Origin of the sequence: Streptomyces durocortorensis, from assembly GCF_031760065.1 — a bacterium.
Lineage (GTDB): Bacteria > Actinomycetota > Actinomycetes > Streptomycetales > Streptomycetaceae > Streptomyces.
The window spans coordinates 5,593,637-5,609,617 of record NZ_CP134500.1; the positions used below are offsets into that span (position 1 = coordinate 5,593,637).

Sequence of the window (15,981 nt, forward strand, 5' to 3'; positions counted from 1 at the left end):
CGCTTCGCACCCTTCCGCCCGCCGGATCTCCCCGACCCGGCAGCCCCTCCCTGGAGTCGTCATGTCCGTACGCCGTCGTACCACCCTCAGAGCGGTCGCCGCCGCCACCGCCGTGGTGGCGCTCGCCGCCGGTTGCTCGAACGCCAACTCGGGAGCCGACAAGGGGGGCGACGCCGCCGGCGTACTGACCCTGGGCAAGCCGGACGGGCCGCAGACGAACAACAGCAACCCGTTCCTCAACACCTCGGCCGGCGCGGTCCTCGGCTACCGCTACATGATCTACGAGCCGCTGGCGATGACGAACATGATCAAGCCCGCCGAGAAGGCCGACCCGTGGCTCGCCACCGCGTGGGAGTGGCAGGACAACTTCACCGAGGTCACCTTCACCCTGGACGAGCGGGCCAAGTGGGCCGACGGCAGGCCCCTGACCGCCGCCGATGTGGAGTTCACCTTCAACCTCCTGAAGAAGCACCCGGCGCTCAACGGGAACGGCATCCCCTTCGACGGGATCGCGGTCGAGGGCGAGAAGGTCGTCCTGACCTTCAAGGAGTCCCAGTTCGTCAACCAGAACAAGATCATCCAGACCTTCATCGTGCCCAAGCACATCTGGGAGAAGGTCGAGAACCCGGAGACCTGGCCCAACCGCACCCCGGTCGGCTCCGGACCGTACAAGCTCAAGACGTTCACCCCGCAGACCACCACCCTGACCGCCACGCCGAGCTACTGGAACGGCGACACCAAGGTCAAGGAGCTGCGCTACACCGCGTACAACGACAACAGCGCCGCCACCACCGCCCTGGCCACCGGCAAGGTCGAGTGGTCCTTCGTCTTCATGCCGAACCACAAGCGGCTGTTCATCGACAAGGACCCCCAGCACCACCACCTCTGGTTCCCCTCCGGCCTCGGCATCCACGGCCTGTGGTTCAACACCGCCCGCAAGCCCTTCGACAACCCGGCCCTGCGCAGGGCGATGGCCATGGTCGTCGACCGCAAGGCCATCCACATCCAGGCGCAGGCCACGCTCTACCCGGAGATCACCAACCCCACCGGCATCCCGCTGCCCGCCGGTGAGCCCTTCCTCGCCCCCGAGTACGAGAACGCCACCACCGAGCCCGACGTCGCCGGGGCCAAGAAGGTGCTCGCCGAGGCAGGGTTCACGCTCAGCGGCGGCGTGCTCAAGGACCCGGGCGGCAAGCCGGTGAAGCTGACCTTCACCGACCCGGCCGGGTGGAACGACTACATCACCGGTCTCGCGATCATCAAGGACGACATCAAGGAGATCGGCATCGAGGCCGAGGTCAGGACCCAGACCGCGGAGGCCTGGGGCACCGACGTGGCCAACGGCAACTTCGACGCCACCCTGCACTGGACCAACAGCGGCGCCACGCCCTACGACATGTACCAGAACGTCATGGACGGGGCGATCCTCCAGCCCATCGGCAAGAGCTCACAGGCGGGCAACTTCGGGCGCTTCAAGAGCCCGGAGGCCACCGCCGCGCTCAAGGAGTACGCCAACGCCACCACGGACGGCGCCCGCACCAAGGCCCTCAACACCCTCCAGAAGATCTTCGTCGAGCAGGCCCCCATGATCCCGACGGCCGCCGCGCCCATCGGAGCCGAGTACTCCACGAAGAACTGGACCGGCTGGCCCACCGAGGCCGACCCCTACGCCCCGCCGCAGCACACCCAGCCGTCCGCGCTGGAGATCGTGCTGAGCCTCAAGCCCACCGCCAAGTAGGCGCGGGGAGACGGGAGGAAGCGGCCATGACCACCGATCAGTCCGAGAACGTGCGGACCGGCGCCGCCGTAGGCACCGACGCCGCCATGAGCACCGACCCGACCGGCGCCGACGTCGTGCTCGAAGCACGCGGAGTCACCAAGCACTTCCCCCTGCGCCGCACCGCGCGCGACCTGTTCGCCCGCGAGCGCCGCAGCGTCCACGCCGTCGACGACGTCTCGCTCCGGCTGGCACGCGGCACCGTCACGGCCCTGGTGGGGGAGTCCGGCTCGGGCAAGTCCACCGTCGCCCGCCTGCTGGCCCAGCTCCACCCGCTCACCTCGGGGGAGATCCGGCTGGGCGGGACGCCGGTGGTGGCCGGTCGTGGCCGGTCCTTCCGCCGTTACGTACGCCGGGTCCAGCTGATCTTCCAGGACCCGTTCGCCTCGCTGAACCCGGTGCACACCGTGCGCTACCACCTGACCCGCTCCCTGAAGATCCACGGCCGGGCGGGGCGCGGGGGAGCGGAGCTGGAGGAGAACCTGGCGGCGCTGCTGAACCGGGTCCAGCTGACCCCGCCCCAGCAGTTCCTGGAAAAGTTCCCGCACGAGCTGTCGGGCGGCCAGCGCCAGCGCGTCGCGATCGCCCGGGCGCTCGGTGCCGACCCGCAGGTCCTCCTCGCCGACGAACCCGTCTCCATGCTCGACGTGTCGATCCGGCTCGGCGTCCTCAACCTGCTGCGCGACCTCAAGGAACGCCTCCACCTGGCGATCCTCTACATCACCCACGACATCGCCTCCGCCCGCTACTTCGCCGACACCACCCTCGTGATGTACGCGGGCCGGATCGTCGAGGGCGGCGACAGCGAGCGCGTCACCCAGCACCCCGCCCACCCCTACACCCAGCTCCTGATCGCCTCCGCGCCCGACCCCGACCGGGTCGTCGCCCAGGAGGAACAGGAGGAGACCGGCACGGGCGAGCCGCCCTCGCTGATCGCCCCGCCCGCCGGCTGCCGCTTCCACCCCCGCTGCCCGAAGGCCATGGAGCGCTGCCGCACCGAGCCGCCGCCGCGCTTCGACCTGGCGGACGGTCAGTGGGCGGCCTGCTGGCTCTACGAGGGCACGGGCACGCGGGTCGACGAAGGCGCGAGCACCAAGGAGGTCTCCCGGTGAAGTACGTCCTCCAGCGCGTCGCCTTCTACACCGTCACCGCCTGGGCCGCGATCACCATCAACTTCCTCATCCCCCGGCTCATGCCGGGCGACCCCGTCCAGGCCCTGCTCAGCCGCTATCAGGGCCAGCTCGACACCAAGGCCATCGACTCCCTGAAGGCCCTGTTCGGCCTCGACGAGCAGCAGTCGATGTGGCAGCAGTACACCGACTACTGGGCCCACCTCCTCGACGGCGACCTCGGCCTCTCCTTCACCTTCTTCCCCACCCCGGTCAGCGAGGTCATCGGCCAGTCCCTGCCCTGGACGCTCGCCCTGGTCGGCGTGACCACCCTCATCAGCTTCGTCCTCGGCACCGGCATCGGCGTCTACAGCGGCTGGAAGCGCGGCTCCTGGCTGGACGGGCTGCTGCCCGTCACCACCTTCATCTCCTCCATCCCCTACTTCTGGCTGGGCCTCGTCGCCATCGCCCTGTTCGCCGAGAAGTGGTCGCTGTTCCCCGGCTCCGGCGGCTACGACAACGCGCTGGTCCCCGCCTTCGACTGGCCGTTCGTCTCCAGCGCCCTCTACCACGCGGTCCTGCCCGGCGTGACGATCGTCCTCAGCGCAGTGGCGGGCTGGATTCTCGGCATGCGGAACATGATGGTCACCGTCTCCTCCGAGGACTACGTGATGGTGGCGCAGGCCAAGGGGCTGCCCGAGCGGCGCGTGATGTTCGGCTACGCCGCCCGCAACGCCGTCCTCCCCAACATCTCCGGCTTCGCCCTCTCCCTCGGCTTCATCGTCGGCGGCACCCTGCTCGTCGAGATGGTCTTCACCTATCCCGGCATCGGCTTCCAGCTGCTCCAGGCGGTCGGCGCCAAGGACTACCCCCTGATGCAGGGCGTCTTCCTGATCATCACGCTCTCCGTGCTCGCCGCGAACCTGCTGGCCGACCTCGTCTACGCCGCCCTCGACCCCCGCACCCGGAAGGAGGCGTAGGGCTCCGTGTCCAGCACCCTCGTCCACGCCGCCCGCCCCCGTATCCGGAAGGCCTGAGGCCCCATGTCCGCCACCCCCACCGACGCCGCCGTCCTCGGCGGCGCACCCGCGCCCGCGGCGCCCACCCGGCGGGCCCGGCTCCGCTTCCTGCGCGGCGGGAAGACCCGCACCGGCCTGATCATGCTGGCGTTCTTCGTCCTGCTGGCCGTCGCAGGACCGTGGCTCGCCCCGTACGACCCCGACGCCATGAGCGACCAGCTGCTCCAGCCGCCCTCCGGAGCCCACTGGTTCGGCACCACGCACACCGGGCAGGACGTCTTCTCGCAGATCCTCATCGGAACCCGGGGCGTCCTCGTCGTCGGACTGCTGGCCGCCGTCATCGCGACCGTGCTGTCCGTGCTGGTCGGGGTGAGCGCCGGATTCCTCGGCGGGGCGGCCGACGAGATCCTCTCCGCACTCTCCAACATCTTCCTGGTGCTGCCCGGGCTCCCGCTGATCATCATCGTCGCGAGCTTCGTCCCCGACACCGGGGACCTGATCATCGCCGTCGCCATCGCACTGACCTCCTGGGCCTGGGGCGCCCGCATCCTGCGCGCCCAGACCCTGTCGCTGCGCCGCCGCGACTACGTGGAGGCCGCCCGCGCCACCGGCGAGTCCACTCCGCGGATCATCCTGTTCGAGATCCTGCCGAACCTCACCGCCGTCATCGCCTCCGGCTTCGTCGGCACGGTCATCTTCGCCGTCCTCACCGAGATCACCCTCGCCTTCATCGGGGTCGCCGACATCTCCCACTGGAACTGGGGCACCGTCCTCTTCTGGGCCCAGTCCAACCAGGCCCTCGCCCAGGGCGCCTGGTGGTGGTTCGTCCCGGCCGGCCTGTGCATCGCCCTGCTGGGCACCGCACTCGCCCTGATCAACTTCGGCATCGACGAGTTCGTCAACCCCCGCCTGCGCACCGCCACCGGCTCCTCCCGGAAGGTCAGGATGCGGGTCGGCTTCACCCCCGTGGCCCGGAGGTCCGCCGGTGACGGACCTCGTCGGCACAGCAGCAAGGAGCCGCGCACATGAGCGCCGAGCCGGTCCTGACCATCAGCGGACTCAACGTCGACTACGGCACCGACAGAGCCGCCGTCCACGCCCTGCGCGACATCGACCTCACCCTCCACCGCGGCGAAGTCCTGGGCCTGGCGGGGGAGTCGGGCTCCGGGAAGTCGACGCTCGCCTACGCCGCGACCCGGCTGCTGTCGCCGCCCGGCGTCATCACCGGGGGAGAGGTCCACTACCACCGGCCCGGCGGCGACCGGATCGACATCCTCTCCCTCGCCCCGGAGCAGCTGCGAGCCTTCCGCTGGCAGGAGCTGTCCATCGTGTTCCAGGGGGCGATGAACTCCCTCAACCCGGTGCACACCGTCCACAGCCAGCTCACCGATGTCCTGAAAGCCCACCGCCCTGACCTCAGGAAGTCCCAACGCGCCGACCGGGCAAAGGAGTTGCTCGGCCTGGTCGGCATCTCCGCCGACCGGCTCGCCGCCTACCCGCACCAGCTCTCCGGCGGCATGCGGCAGCGTGTGATGATCGCGATGGCCCTCGCCCTGGATCCCGAGATCGTCATCATGGACGAGCCCACCACCGCGCTGGACGTCGTGATGCAGCGGCAGATCCTGCGACGGCTGGTCCGGTTGAGGGAACAGCTGAACTTCTCGGTCGTGTTCATCACCCACGACATCTCGCTCCTGATCGAATTCTCGGACCGGATCGCGATCATGTACGGGGGCCGCATCGTGGAGGAGGCGGGCGCGGCGGAGATCTACCGCGACCCACGCCACCCCTACAGCGACGGGCTGCTCCACTCCTTCCCCGCGCTGCACGGCCCCCGCCGCGAAATGACCGGCATCCCCGGCTCTCCGCCCCACCTGTCCGCGATGCCCAACGGCTGCGCCTTCCACCCGCGCTGCGCCCAGGCCTTCGCACCCTGCGCCACACAGATCCCGCCGCTCGCCCCGCCCGCGCCGGGACCGGCCGCTGAGGCCGCCGTCCCGGGCGAGGCACCCGCATCCGGCCGCCGCGAGGTCGCCTGCCACCTGCACGCCCCCGGCCCCGATTCCGCTCGCGCCCCCGGAGCACCGCTGCCCGAGCCGACCGTCTAGCGCCGCCCCCGCCCGCGCATGCCCACGCCTACGCCTACGGAGACCGATGAACCCCGCCACCACCCCGCAGCGACAGAGGCTCCTCCGTCCCGCCCCGGTACGCGGGCTCCCGGCCGACTTCCGCTGGGGCGTCGCCACCTCCTCGTACCAGATCGAGGGCGCGGCCGCCGAGGACGGCCGCACCCCGTCCATCTGGGACACCTTCTGCCGGGTGCCCGGGGCCGTCGAGGGCGGTGAGCGCGGCGATGTGGCCTGCGACCACTACCACCGGATGTCCGAGGACGTGGAGCTGATCGCGGGCCTCGGCGTCGACACGTACCGCTTCTCGCTCGCCTGGCCCCGCATCCAGCCGGGCGGCCGGGGCCCGGTCAACACCAAGGGCCTCGACTTCTACCAGCGGCTGGTCGACGAGCTCCGGGGGCGGGGCGTCACCCCCTGGATCACCCTCTACCACTGGGACCTTCCGCAGGAACTGGAGGACGCGGGAGGCTGGCCCGAGCGGGACACCGCCCTGCGCTTCGCGGAGTACGCGGCCCTCGCCCACGACGCCCTCGGCGACCGGGTCGAGCACTGGACCACACTGAACGAGCCCTGGTGCTCGGCGATGCTCGGTTACGCCTACGGGCTCCACGCCCCCGGCCGCCGCGACCTCGGAGCCGCCCTGCACGCCGTCCACCACCTGCTCCTGGGCCACGGACTGGCCGCCGGTGCGCTGCGGGACGCGGCGGGCGGCAACCCCCTGGAGCTGGGCATCACCCTCAACCTGGGCACCGCCACGCCCGAGACGGACAGCGAGGCCGACCGCGAGGCGTGCCGCCGCGCCGACGGCATGGGCGCCCGGCTCTACCTCGACCCGGTCGTCCACGGCCGCTATCCCGAGGACGTCATCGCGGACCTGGCCGCCCAGAACATCGAACTCCCGGTACGGGACGGCGATGCGGCGGCCATCGCCACCCCGATCGACGTGCTCGGCGTCAACTTCTACCGGGGCGCGCTGTTCTCCGGGGTCACCGACGACGGCTCGCCCATCGACGCCGAAGGGGTGCCGGTGGTCCGGATGGTGGACCGTGATCTGCCGCGTACGGCCATGGGCTGGGAGATCAACCCCACCGAACTGACCGACCTGCTCCTGCGGTTGGAGCGTGACTACGGACTGCCGACCGTCATCACGGAGAACGGCGCGGCCTTCGATGACACCGTGGCCCCCGACGGCTCCGTCCCCGACGCCGACCGCACCGCCTACCTCGCCGACCACATAGCCGCCGTCGTCGCGGCCCGCGCCCAAGGGGCCGACGTCCGGGGCTACTTCGCCTGGTCGCTGATGGACAACTTCGAGTGGGCGTACGGCTACGGCAAGCGGTTCGGCATCGTCCGCGTCGACTACGACACCCAGGTCCGCACGCTCAAGGACAGCGCGAAGTGGTACCGCAACACGATCGGCCTCACCCGCGCCGGGACCGCCTGACCCACCAGAAGCGCCAGGGCACGCCCGGCAACTCCCCGAGCAACTCCACCCCGAGAAGAGAGCGCTCCCATGTCCCGCATCCCGCACCCCCGCTCCCGCCCCCGAAAGGGCGGAAGCAGACCCGCCACGGCCGTCTTCGCCGCCGCGGCCGTCCTGGCCACCCTGCTCGCCGGACCGGCCACCAGCACCGCCGTCGCGGCCGCCGACGACCCGGCCCCCGTCCTCATCGACCGCTTCGAGGGCGAGGTGCCGCTCGGCAGCACCCCGCCCGCCGACGCGATCTTCACCTGGGGCGGTGACGCGGACGACCACCCGCGGCTGGAGCTCGCCGAGCGTGCCGACGCCCCCGAGGGCGGACACGTCCTCGAAGGCTCCTACGACATAAGCGCGTACGGCGGGTTCAGCCATGAGTTCGCCGTGGACACCCCGCCGCAGGACTGGACCGCGCACCAGGGCATCCGCTTCTGGTGGTACGGCCAGAACACCGCGCCCCTGCCGCCCGGTTCGGGCAAACGGATCAACTTCGAGATCAAGGACGGCGGAGCCAACGGCGGCGCGTCCGAGCTGTGGACCACCTCGTTCACGGATGACTGGGAGGGCTGGCAGCTCGTCGAGATCCCCTTCGCGGACTTCGAATACCGCACCGACTACCAGCCCGTCGGCGGCATCGACCAGGTCCTCGGCCTCAACGAGATGTGGGGCTACGCCCTCACCCTGCCCGGGGGCGCACCCGGCGATTTCGCCCTCGACGCCGTCGAGCTGTACGGCAAGGCCGACCCGGCCCTGACAGCAGCCGTGGTCACCGACGCGGCGGTCCACCCGCTGAAGAACGGCGAAACGGCCCAGGTGGCCATCTCCGTCGCCACCACCGGCTCCGTCCCCACCGAGGAACCGGTCACCGTCACGTACGCCACGAAGGGCGGCACGGCCGAGGCGGGCAAGGACTACACCCCGGTCACCGGCAGCCACACCTTCCCCGCGGGCACCCCCTCCGGCACCACGCACAAGGTCGCCGTCCGCACGGCACAGGCGTCGAAGGCCTCCGAGGCGAGGACGATCCCCCTGGAACTGACGGTCACCGGCGCGAAGGCCCCCCGGGAGAACCCGCAGGTCGTCATCGACGCCCACGGACTCCCGTACCAGAACGCCGAGTTGCCCGTTCAGCAGCGGGTCGCGGACCTGCTGGCACGTATGTCACCCGCCGAAAAGGCGGGCCAGATGACCCAGGCCGAACGCAACGCGCTCCGCGCCCCCGGGGACATCGCCGCCTACGACCTGGGCTCGCTGCTCTCCGGCGGCGGCTCGGTCCCCACCCCCAACACGGCCGCCGCCTGGGCGAAGATGGTCGACGCCTACCAGCTGCGCGCCCGGGCCACCCGCTTCCAGATCCCGCTGATCTACGGCGTGGACGCGGTGCACGGCCACAACAACGTCGTCGGCGCCACGATCATGCCGCACAACATCGGCATCGGCGCGGGCCGCGACCCCAGGAGCGCCGAGAGGACCGGTGCGATCACCGCCAAGGAAGTCCGCTCCACCGGCGTCCCGTGGGACTTCGCCCCGTGCGTCTGCGTCACCCGTGACGAGCGCTGGGGCCGCTCCTACGAGGCGTTCGGCGAGGACCCGGCGCTCGTCGAGGCCATGGAGACGGTCATCCAGGGCATGCAGGGCAGCCCCTCCGGCAAGGACCTGCACCGCAATGACAAGGTGCTCGGAAGCGCGAAGCACTTCGTCGGCGACGGCGGCACCGCGTACGGCTCATCCACCACCGGCTCGTACACGACCGACCAGGGCGTCACCAAGGTCACCCGCCAGGAACTGGAAGCGGTCCACCTGTCCCCGTTCGCGGAGTCGGTGAAGCGGGGCGTCGGCACGATCATGCCCTCGTACTCCTCGCTCGACGTCATCGGCGACGGCCGGGGCCCGGTGAAGATGCACGCCCACGCCGAGATGATCAACGGCGTCCTCAAGGACCGGATGGGCTTCGAGGGCTTCGTGATCAGCGACTGGCAGGCCATCGACCAGATCCCCGGCGACTACCCGAGCGACGTCCGTACGGCGGTCAACGCCGGTCTGGACATGATCATGGTCCCGACGGCATACCAGGACTTCACCAGGACGCTGAAGGAAGAGGTCGCGGCGGGCCGGATCAGCCAGGCCCGGATCGACGACGCGGTCTCCCGCATCCTCACCCAGAAGTTCCGCCTCGGCCTCTTCGAGAAGCCGTACGCGGACACCACCCACCTGGACAAGGTCGGCTCGGCCGAACACCGTGCGGTGGCCCGCGAGGCGGTGGCGAAGTCGCAGGTCCTGCTGAAGAACGGCAACAGGAACGAGGGGGCGGTCCTGCCCCTCAAGCCCTCCCAGAAGGTGTACGTCGCCGGGTCCAACGCCGACGACATCGGCAACCAGGCCGGCGGCTGGACGATCAGCTGGCAGGGCTCGTCCGGGAAGATCACCCCGGGCACGACGATCCTTGAGGGTATGAGAAAGGCGGCCGGGGACCCGGACTCGGTCACGTACTCGCAAGACGCCTCCGCCGCCACGGACGGACACGACGTGGGCGTGGTCGTCGTCGGGGAGACCCCGTACGCCGAAGGCATCGGAGACGTCGGCAACGGACACGACCTGGAGCTGACCGACGCCGACCAGGCGGCGGTGGACAAGGTCTGCGCGGCCATGAAGTGCGCGGTCCTGATCGTCTCGGGCCGCCCGCAGCTCATCGGCGACCAGCTCGGGGACATGGACGCGCTGGTGGCCTCCTGGCTGCCGGGTTCCGAGGGCGACGGCGTGGCCGACGTGCTCTACGGCAAGCGCCCCTTCACCGGGCAGCTCCCGGTGACCTGGCCGAAGTCGGAGGCGCAGCTTCCGATCAACGTGGGGGACACGGCATACGACCCGCAGTTCCCGTACGGCTGGGGCCTGACCACCCTGAAGAAGCCCCCGGCCGGCGGTGAGCTGACCCTCGCGGCCCTCGCCGTGGCCGCCCAGGTCGCCGAGACGGCGAAGCTGGGCAGGACCCCGGCGGGCAAGGCGATCGTGGACCGGGCGAGGCTGCTGGTCCAGCAGAGGATCAACGGGAAGTTCACCCAGGCGGTGTCGAAGCCGTTCGCGGAGGCGGACCACCTGCTGCTCACGGGCGATCTGACGGGCGCGGTGGCCAAGCTGCGTACGGCGTACCGAGCCGCGTAGGCCGCGCAGCGACCAAGGGCTCCAGGCGGGCGACGCCGTTCTTCGCCCGCCTGGAGTAGCGTTAAGTATGAGGAAAAGGCTCTTCCCCTCGCTGTTGGCGGGCCTGCTGCTCATCTTGGCAGCGGCTGTACTCGCCCTGACCTCCCCTACGTCGACTGCCGCCCCCGCCGCCCCCGCCGCAACCATCCAAGACGCCGCCCAGGCCCTGCGCGACGACCCGGTGTATGTGGACCCGGACGCTCGCGATCAGCTTTCCGTCGCTGACGAGAAGGCCCTGGAAGAGAAGATCACGGACGCCGACAAGCCGGTGTTCGTGGCAGTCCTGCCCGACACCGAGGCCTTCCCTGAGGAAGGCCTTCTCCAGACCCTGCGCAGCGACACCGGCATCACCGGCGTCTACGCGGTCCGGCTCGGCGACGGCTTCGACGCGGGCGCGGACCCGCAGGTCATGCCGGTCCGGGCGGTGCAGAACCTCACGGCCTCCGTGGAGAACCCCGCCATCGCCACGGACACGAACGCCCAGCTCAACGCCTTCGTCGACAGAGCCGTGGAACAGGCCAGGGGCACGGCCCCCGCGTCCTGGTCCGGCGGCGGTGCGGCCGACGACCCGGGAGCCCCGGTCTCCGGCCTGATCACGCTCGGCGCACTGGTGGCAGCGGGCGGTGCGGGCGCGTACGCGATCTCCCGCCGCAACAAGCGCCGCAAGGAGGAAGAGGAGCGCATCGCGCTCGACAAGCTCCGGGTCGTCGTCGACGAGGACATCACCGCGTACGGCGAAACCCTGGAGCGCCTGGACTTCCACCCCGCCGAACCGGGCGCGGACGACACCATGCGCACCGACTACGAACGGGCCCTGGACTCCTACGAGAGCGCCAAGATGAAGATGGACAAGGCCGCGCACCCCTCTGACGTGCGCGGAGTCACCCAGTCCCTGGAGGAAGGCCGCTACGCCCTCGCGGTCCTGGAGGCCCGCCGCACCGGCGCGGAACTCCCGGCCCGCCGCCCGCCGTGCTTCTTCGACCCGCGCCACGGCCCCGCGGTCACGGAGGTCCTGTGGACCCCGTCCGGCGGCGCGACCCGCGAGGTCCCGGTCTGCGGCGCGGACGAGATCCGGCTCAGCCGGGGCGAGGACCCCATGAGCCGTACGGTCGACGTGGGCGACGGCAACCGCCGCCCGTACTGGGAGGCGGGCCCGGCCTACGGCCCCTGGGCGGGCGGCTACTTCGGCGGCGGCCTGCTCCCCGGCCTCCTCATGGGCACCATGCTCGGCTCGATGCTCGCGACCCCGGCGTACGCCTCCGAATACGGCGGCGGTGACTTCGGCGGCGGCGCGGGCGGCGACTGGGGCGGCGGCGACTTCTCCGGCTCCGACTTCGACTCCTCCGGTTTCGGCGGGGGCGGCTTCGGTGACGGCGGAGGCTTCGGGGGCGGAGGCTTCGACGGAGGCGGCTTCTGAGCGCCCAGGCGTCCAGGATTCCAAGCGTCCCGGGTTCCGGCCGATCCCCTCAGCCGGGGCCCGGGGCTCGGGGCTCGGCCCCCGGGGGAGAGCCGGAGGCAGCCCCTGTGCGAGGCTGCGGCGCATGGGGTGGACATGCAAACTGCACGGGGGCGTCGCGGCGGGGCTGGGCGCGGTGCTTCTGACGATGGCCGCGCTCGCCTGGGTGCCGGGGACGTGGCAGTGGGGCGGCGCGCAGTGGGTGGCGCTGGCCGGGTTCGTGTCGGCCTTCCTGGCCCTGGTGTCGGCGCTCGTGCGCCTCGCTGTTGCAGGGGCGGACAAGTATGTACTGGGGCAGGCCTTCCGGTGTCTTCCCGGCAGGGTGCGGGCCGGGCTTGCGGCCTTGATCGTGGCAGGTGTGGCCATCGCAGTGTTCGACATTGCGGGGTCGCGGGGACTGCAACACCCCGAGGTGCGGGACGGCCGATACTTCGCCCTGGACACGACGCCGGGGGCGCGCGGCACGGTCGAGATCTCGAAGAGCCAGTACCAGGCTCTGGAGCGGAGCGGCCTTCGGGCGATGCTCGCGGTACCGGGCGTGCTTCTCGTCGGCGCCGCGTGCATGGTGCTGGCGGCCGGAGAACTGCGCCGGGCGGACCGTGGACAGAACACGGGCGTGCCCTTTACCGGCGGGAGCCGTTGAACCGGGCATGAAGAAGCGAAGCGTACTTGCCGTTGTCACTCTCGCCACCGGGGCCGTCATCGCCGCCATCAGCCCGCCCCCGGGAGGCGGGGACTCGGCCCACGCGGCCGAACCGCCCGTCTCGCTGGGTGCACTCGACAACGTCGGCGACCTCGGCAAGCTGGTCGACGGCGCGGCGGACACGACGACCTCCACCGCGGGCACGGTGACCACGACGGTCTCCGAGGCCCGGTTCAGCTGACCCCCCGCAGGATTACTCACCACGTACCGCGCTGAGGGCTGCCGGAATCCGGCAAGGCGCGAGGACGTGCCGAGCCCACCGCATGCTGGTGCCCGTCGACAGAGGGCGAGGGCACCAGCATGGCCGAGGCCGGGGCCGAAGCGGAAACAGAAGTAGAAGCAGATCCGACCGGCGTAGGGGCGCGGTCCCGAACCCCGAAGGCACACCCATCGTGCTCGGTCTGGTCTGTCCGGTCGTGGCCTATGTGCTTCCCCTCTCCCTCCGCGAAGAAGCCTCGGAAAGCTGCGCCGAGCGGCCGGACCTACCCGACCGATCCGTGCCCGGATCGGTCGGGTGCGGCAGGCTGAACCCTTCCTACGGTGAACGAGAAAGGAAGAAGGGGAAGGTAGCGGGTTGCTGGAACGAATGAACGAGGCGATGGAGCACATCGAGGCGCACCTCGGTGAGCACATCGAGGCCGCGGAGTTGGCGCGCATCGCGATGACGTCCGAATACCACCTCCGCCGGATGTTCTCCGCGCTGGCTGGCGTCCCGCTCGCGGAGTACATCCGCCGACGTCGTATGACCCTCGCGGGCGCCGAGGTGCTCGGTGCCCCCGACCGGACGCTGCTGGAAGTGGCGGTGCGGTACGGCTACGACACGGGGGAGGGCTTCGCCCGCGCGTTCCGGGCGGTGCACGGCATCGGACCGGGCGAGGCGAGACGTACCCGCGCGGCCCTGCGGTCCCAGCAACGCCTGACCTTCCGACTCGTCGTCGAAGGGAGCACAGACATGCGCTACAAGCTGGTGGATAAAGAGGAATTCCGCGTGGTGGGGAAGAGGGCCCGGGTCCCCCTGATCCACGAGGGCCCGAACCCGGCGATCGCGGAGTTCATCCGGGGCATCGGCAAGGAGACGCTGGAGCACATCGCGGCCCTCTCCGACCAGGACCCGGCCGGGCTTGTCGGCGTCAGCGACCAGCTCGACCCCAGTCGCGCGGAAGGCACCGAACTCGACTACTACCACGGGGTGGTGACGAGCGCGGAGCCGCCGGAGGACCTGGACGCCCTGACCGTACCGGCCGGGACCTGGGCGGTCTTCGAGAACGAGGGCGAGTTCCCGCAGGCCCTTCAGTACCTCTGGCGGGACGTGTTCACGCAGTGGTTCCCGTCGAACCCGTACGCTTCCAGGCCGGGCCCGGAGATCCTGCGGGTTCGGGTCTCCGGGGACGGGAAGCGGGCGGAGGCGGAGCTGTGGATCCCAGTGGAACGGTCGGAGCAGCCTACGGGTTGAGCTGAGCTCCGCGCACGAAGGTGCTCCAGGCGGCGGGCTCGACGGTGAGGACGGGACCGTCGGTCACTTTGGAGTCGCGGATGTGGATGGCGGAGGGATGGGCGGCGACTTCGACGCAGTCTCCGCCGTCACCGTTGCTGTAGCTGGACTTGTGCCAGTGGTAGGCGACTTCGATGCAGTTGCCGCCGTCGCCGTCGCTGTAGCTGGACTTGAACCAGTGGAGGGCTGTGGGACCGGGGGCGGGGTGTGCTGCGCGAGGCATGTCTCTCCAAGCAGTGCGTCAAGCAGTGCGTCCAGTAGCCGGGTGCTCTCCGCGACGGTGAGCGCCTGGGATCGCAGCATCCCATACCTCTGCATAAGTGCGCTGACGTCGGCGGGTTCGTCGTACAGCTCTCCGCGCAGCTGGCCGTCGACGTAAGCGAGCCCGTCGTGGTCGGGCGTCTCCAGTAGAACGAGCGGCCCCGCGAGCCCGGCGTGCCGAGGAGTGTTCCGGGGCATGATCTGAATGGTGACGAACGGCAGATCCATGCAGCGCCGCAGATGGAGAAGCTGCTCCCGCATCACGTCGGGTTCGCCCAGCTGGGTGTGCAGGATGCTCTCCTCCAGGATGAAGTGGAGGATCGGCCGGGGCTTGCGCTCCAGGATCTTCTGGCGGCCGAGCCGGTCCGCCATCCGCTTCTCGACCTCATCCTCCTCCAGCGGCGGGTAGTTGCAGCCGAAGATGAAGCGTGCGTACGCCTCGGTCTGGAGCAGTCCCGGGATGAGCTGCGACTGGTACGAGAACAGGCTCACCGCGTCCTGCTCGTACTGCACGAAGTCCTTGACCAGCGCTTGGTAGCGCTCCTTCCGTGGAATCCTCTCCACCGCGACCCGCAGCACGCCTTTGGTCTCCAGCAGTTCGTCGAGCTGGACGGCCAGGTCCAGCTGAAGTGCCCGTCGGCCCTGCTCGATCGAGGCGATCGTGTCCTCGCCCACCCCGAGCTGCTCGGCGAGGGCCGCTTGGGTCAGCCCGGCGAGTTTGCGGAGGTGGCGCAGCTGCGCCCCGACCAGCTGCCATGAGGTAACTCGCCTGATGCTGCTCTGCTTCCCGGTTTGCATGACCTGGCTCTCCCCGTTCCGGTCCCGCTGTCAACCCGTCAGAACCCGTACAAAAGCATTTGTACGTCTCTCCGCTCTGCTGAAGCGTAGTCACGTTGTGTGAGCGTGGAAGCATGAACGAGGCAACCCAACTCCCCTACTTCCGCGCCGCTTTCTACTGCCGAGAGCGCAGGTCGATCCCCGTCGTACGCAAGTTCACCCGCAAGGCTCTGGTCGATTGGGAGTGTGAGGAGCGCGCCGACGACGTACTGCTCTGCGTAACCGAACTGGCGACCAACGCGCTCCGCCACGGCGTCCCGCCGGGCCGTGGGTTCCGTGTCCACATCTACCTGGAGCGGATCGAGAACATGATCCGCGTCGAGCTGCACGACAGTGGCGACGGTGAGGTGCGCCCGGCGGACGGGTTGCCCGAGGCCGACGACGAAGGCGGGCGCGGGTTGCTGCTCGTCGCGGCGCTGGCGGACAAGTGGGGGGTGGCCGAGCGGAGCCCCGGCAAGGTCGTGTGGTGCGAATTCGGCATCGCGTGATTTGCTGTTTCGGCAAGGATGTTTGTCGTTTCTGC

The 15,981-nt window shown here is 70.3% G+C and carries 13 protein-coding genes and 1 pseudogene; 12 read left to right on the forward strand and 2 right to left on the reverse strand.

All coding sequences use genetic code 11. The features are described from left to right. Positions 1–61 precede the first annotated feature (61 nt). The 11 genes from RI138_RS24825 (at position 62) to RI138_RS24875 (ending at position 14,321) form a co-directional block, all read left to right on the forward strand. Positions 62–1,738 carry an ABC transporter substrate-binding protein gene (locus RI138_RS24825; protein WP_311121684.1) on the forward strand — a complete coding sequence of 559 codons (1,677 nt, stop codon included), beginning with the start codon at positions 62–64 and terminating at the stop codon, positions 1,736–1,738. 26 nt (positions 1,739–1,764) lie between these two features. Further along, positions 1,765–2,889 carry an oligopeptide/dipeptide ABC transporter ATP-binding protein gene (locus RI138_RS24830; RefSeq protein WP_398863664.1) on the forward strand — a complete coding sequence of 375 codons (1,125 nt, stop codon included), beginning with the start codon at positions 1,765–1,767 and terminating at the stop codon, positions 2,887–2,889. After that, on the forward strand, positions 2,886–3,866 hold the full coding sequence (locus RI138_RS24835; protein ID WP_311121685.1) for an ABC transporter permease: 981 nt from the start codon (positions 2,886–2,888) through the stop codon (positions 3,864–3,866). The genes RI138_RS24830 and RI138_RS24835 overlap by 4 nt, the downstream gene beginning before the upstream one ends. Positions 3,867–3,929: 63 nt before the next feature. Beyond that, complete coding sequence (locus RI138_RS24840; RefSeq protein WP_311121686.1) at positions 3,930–4,934, forward strand: ABC transporter permease; 1,005 nt, start codon at positions 3,930–3,932, stop codon at positions 4,932–4,934. Further along, complete coding sequence (locus RI138_RS24845; protein WP_311121687.1) at positions 4,931–6,013, forward strand: ABC transporter ATP-binding protein; 1,083 nt, start codon at positions 4,931–4,933, stop codon at positions 6,011–6,013. The genes RI138_RS24840 and RI138_RS24845 overlap by 4 nt, the downstream gene beginning before the upstream one ends. A gap of 46 nt (positions 6,014–6,059) precedes the next feature. Then, positions 6,060–7,478, forward strand: a complete 1,419-nt coding sequence (locus tag RI138_RS24850; protein WP_311121688.1) for a GH1 family beta-glucosidase — start codon at positions 6,060–6,062, stop codon at positions 7,476–7,478. 69 nt (positions 7,479–7,547) lie between these two features. Then, the gene (locus RI138_RS24855; protein WP_311121689.1) at positions 7,548–10,670 is read left to right on the forward strand and encodes a glycoside hydrolase family 3 N-terminal domain-containing protein; all 3,123 of its coding nucleotides are present in this window, start codon (positions 7,548–7,550) and stop codon (positions 10,668–10,670) included. A 67-nt stretch (positions 10,671–10,737) separates the two neighbouring features. Then, the gene (locus RI138_RS24860; RefSeq protein ID WP_311121690.1) at positions 10,738–12,126 is read left to right on the forward strand and encodes a hypothetical protein; all 1,389 of its coding nucleotides are present in this window, start codon (positions 10,738–10,740) and stop codon (positions 12,124–12,126) included. A 187-nt stretch (positions 12,127–12,313) separates the two neighbouring features. After that, entirely contained in the window at positions 12,314–12,808 is a 495-nt protein-coding gene (locus RI138_RS24865) for a hypothetical protein (protein WP_311121691.1), read from the forward strand. A gap of 7 nt (positions 12,809–12,815) precedes the next feature. Further along, on the forward strand, positions 12,816–13,049 hold the full coding sequence (locus RI138_RS24870; protein WP_311121692.1) for a hypothetical protein: 234 nt from the start codon (positions 12,816–12,818) through the stop codon (positions 13,047–13,049). 393 nt (positions 13,050–13,442) lie between these two features. Continuing rightward, positions 13,443–14,321, forward strand: coding sequence for an AraC family transcriptional regulator (locus RI138_RS24875; protein ID WP_311121693.1), 879 nt, complete (start codon positions 13,443–13,445; stop codon positions 14,319–14,321). Here RI138_RS24875 and RI138_RS24880 read toward each other — a convergent pair. Both RI138_RS24880 and RI138_RS24885 read right to left on the reverse strand, forming a co-directional pair. After that, positions 14,311–14,583: a DUF397 domain-containing protein gene (locus RI138_RS24880; protein WP_311121694.1), complete on the reverse strand. Its 273-nt coding sequence runs from the start codon at positions 14,581–14,583 to the stop codon at positions 14,311–14,313. The two genes, RI138_RS24875 and RI138_RS24880, sit on opposite strands and share 11 nt — an antisense overlap. 41 nt (positions 14,584–14,624) lie before the next feature. After that, positions 14,625–15,419: pseudogene (locus RI138_RS24885) on the reverse strand (helix-turn-helix domain-containing protein); the annotation flags it as partial. A 113-nt stretch (positions 15,420–15,532) separates the two neighbouring features. On the opposite strand from RI138_RS24885, the gene RI138_RS24890 reads away from it, so the two are divergent. After that, positions 15,533–15,946: an ATP-binding protein gene (locus RI138_RS24890; protein WP_311121695.1), complete on the forward strand. Its 414-nt coding sequence runs from the start codon at positions 15,533–15,535 to the stop codon at positions 15,944–15,946. Positions 15,947–15,981: the final 35 nt, after the last annotated feature.

Excerpts from the sequence above, each read along its gene's own strand:
- RI138_RS24830 (WP_398863664.1), top strand. The coding sequence starts at position 1,765 with ATGACCACCGATCAGTCCGAGAACGTGCGGACCGGCGCCGCCGTAGGC.
- RI138_RS24845 (WP_311121687.1), top strand. The coding sequence starts at position 4,931 with ATGAGCGCCGAGCCGGTCCTGACCATCAGCGGACTCAACGTCGACTAC.
- RI138_RS24865 (WP_311121691.1), top strand. The coding sequence starts at position 12,314 with ATGGCCGCGCTCGCCTGGGTGCCGGGGACGTGGCAGTGGGGCGGCGCG.
- RI138_RS24850 (WP_311121688.1), top strand. The coding sequence starts at position 6,060 with ATGAACCCCGCCACCACCCCGCAGCGACAGAGGCTCCTCCGTCCCGCC.
- RI138_RS24880 (WP_311121694.1), bottom strand. The coding sequence starts at position 14,583 with ATGCCTCGCGCAGCACACCCCGCCCCCGGTCCCACAGCCCTCCACTGG.
- RI138_RS24860 (WP_311121690.1), top strand. The coding sequence starts at position 10,738 with ATGAGGAAAAGGCTCTTCCCCTCGCTGTTGGCGGGCCTGCTGCTCATC.
- RI138_RS24825 (WP_311121684.1), top strand. The coding sequence starts at position 62 with ATGTCCGTACGCCGTCGTACCACCCTCAGAGCGGTCGCCGCCGCCACC.
- RI138_RS24840 (WP_311121686.1), top strand. The coding sequence starts at position 3,930 with ATGTCCGCCACCCCCACCGACGCCGCCGTCCTCGGCGGCGCACCCGCG.
- RI138_RS24870 (WP_311121692.1), top strand. The coding sequence starts at position 12,816 with ATGAAGAAGCGAAGCGTACTTGCCGTTGTCACTCTCGCCACCGGGGCC.
- RI138_RS24855 (WP_311121689.1), top strand. The coding sequence starts at position 7,548 with ATGTCCCGCATCCCGCACCCCCGCTCCCGCCCCCGAAAGGGCGGAAGC.
- RI138_RS24890 (WP_311121695.1), top strand. The coding sequence starts at position 15,533 with ATGAACGAGGCAACCCAACTCCCCTACTTCCGCGCCGCTTTCTACTGC.